This window comes from Streptomyces sp. DT224, assembly GCF_049844595.1.
In the GTDB taxonomy this organism is placed as follows: Bacteria; Actinomycetota; Actinomycetes; order Streptomycetales; family Streptomycetaceae; genus Streptomyces.
The window spans coordinates 1-236 of the sequence record NZ_JBNCLI010000070.1 but is presented as its reverse complement, the minus strand read 5'-3'; the positions used below and the strand labels follow the sequence as shown (position 1 = coordinate 236).

Sequence of the window (236 nt, the reverse complement as noted above, 5' to 3'; positions counted from 1 at the left end):
CCCCGGAGGATCTGTGGCAGCTGGTCGCGGCCGGGGTTGACGCCGTCGGTGAGTTCCCGACCGACCGCGGCTGGGACGTCGACGGGATCTACGACCCGGTCCCCGGCACGCCCGGCAGGACGTACTCGCGCCAGGGCGGATTCCTCTACGACACCGCTCAGTTCGATCCGGGGTTCTTCGGGATCTCGCCGCGTGAGGCGCTGGCGATGGATCCGCAGCAGCGTCTGCTGCTGGAG

Annotated in this window: 1 protein-coding gene; it reads left to right on the top strand. The window is 70.3% G+C overall.

The annotated features are described in order from the left end of the window. Window positions 1-236, top strand: a 236-nt coding sequence (locus ACLQ2N_RS36080) for a beta-ketoacyl synthase N-terminal-like domain-containing protein (RefSeq protein ID WP_425820039.1), incomplete at both ends; no start/stop codon positions are given.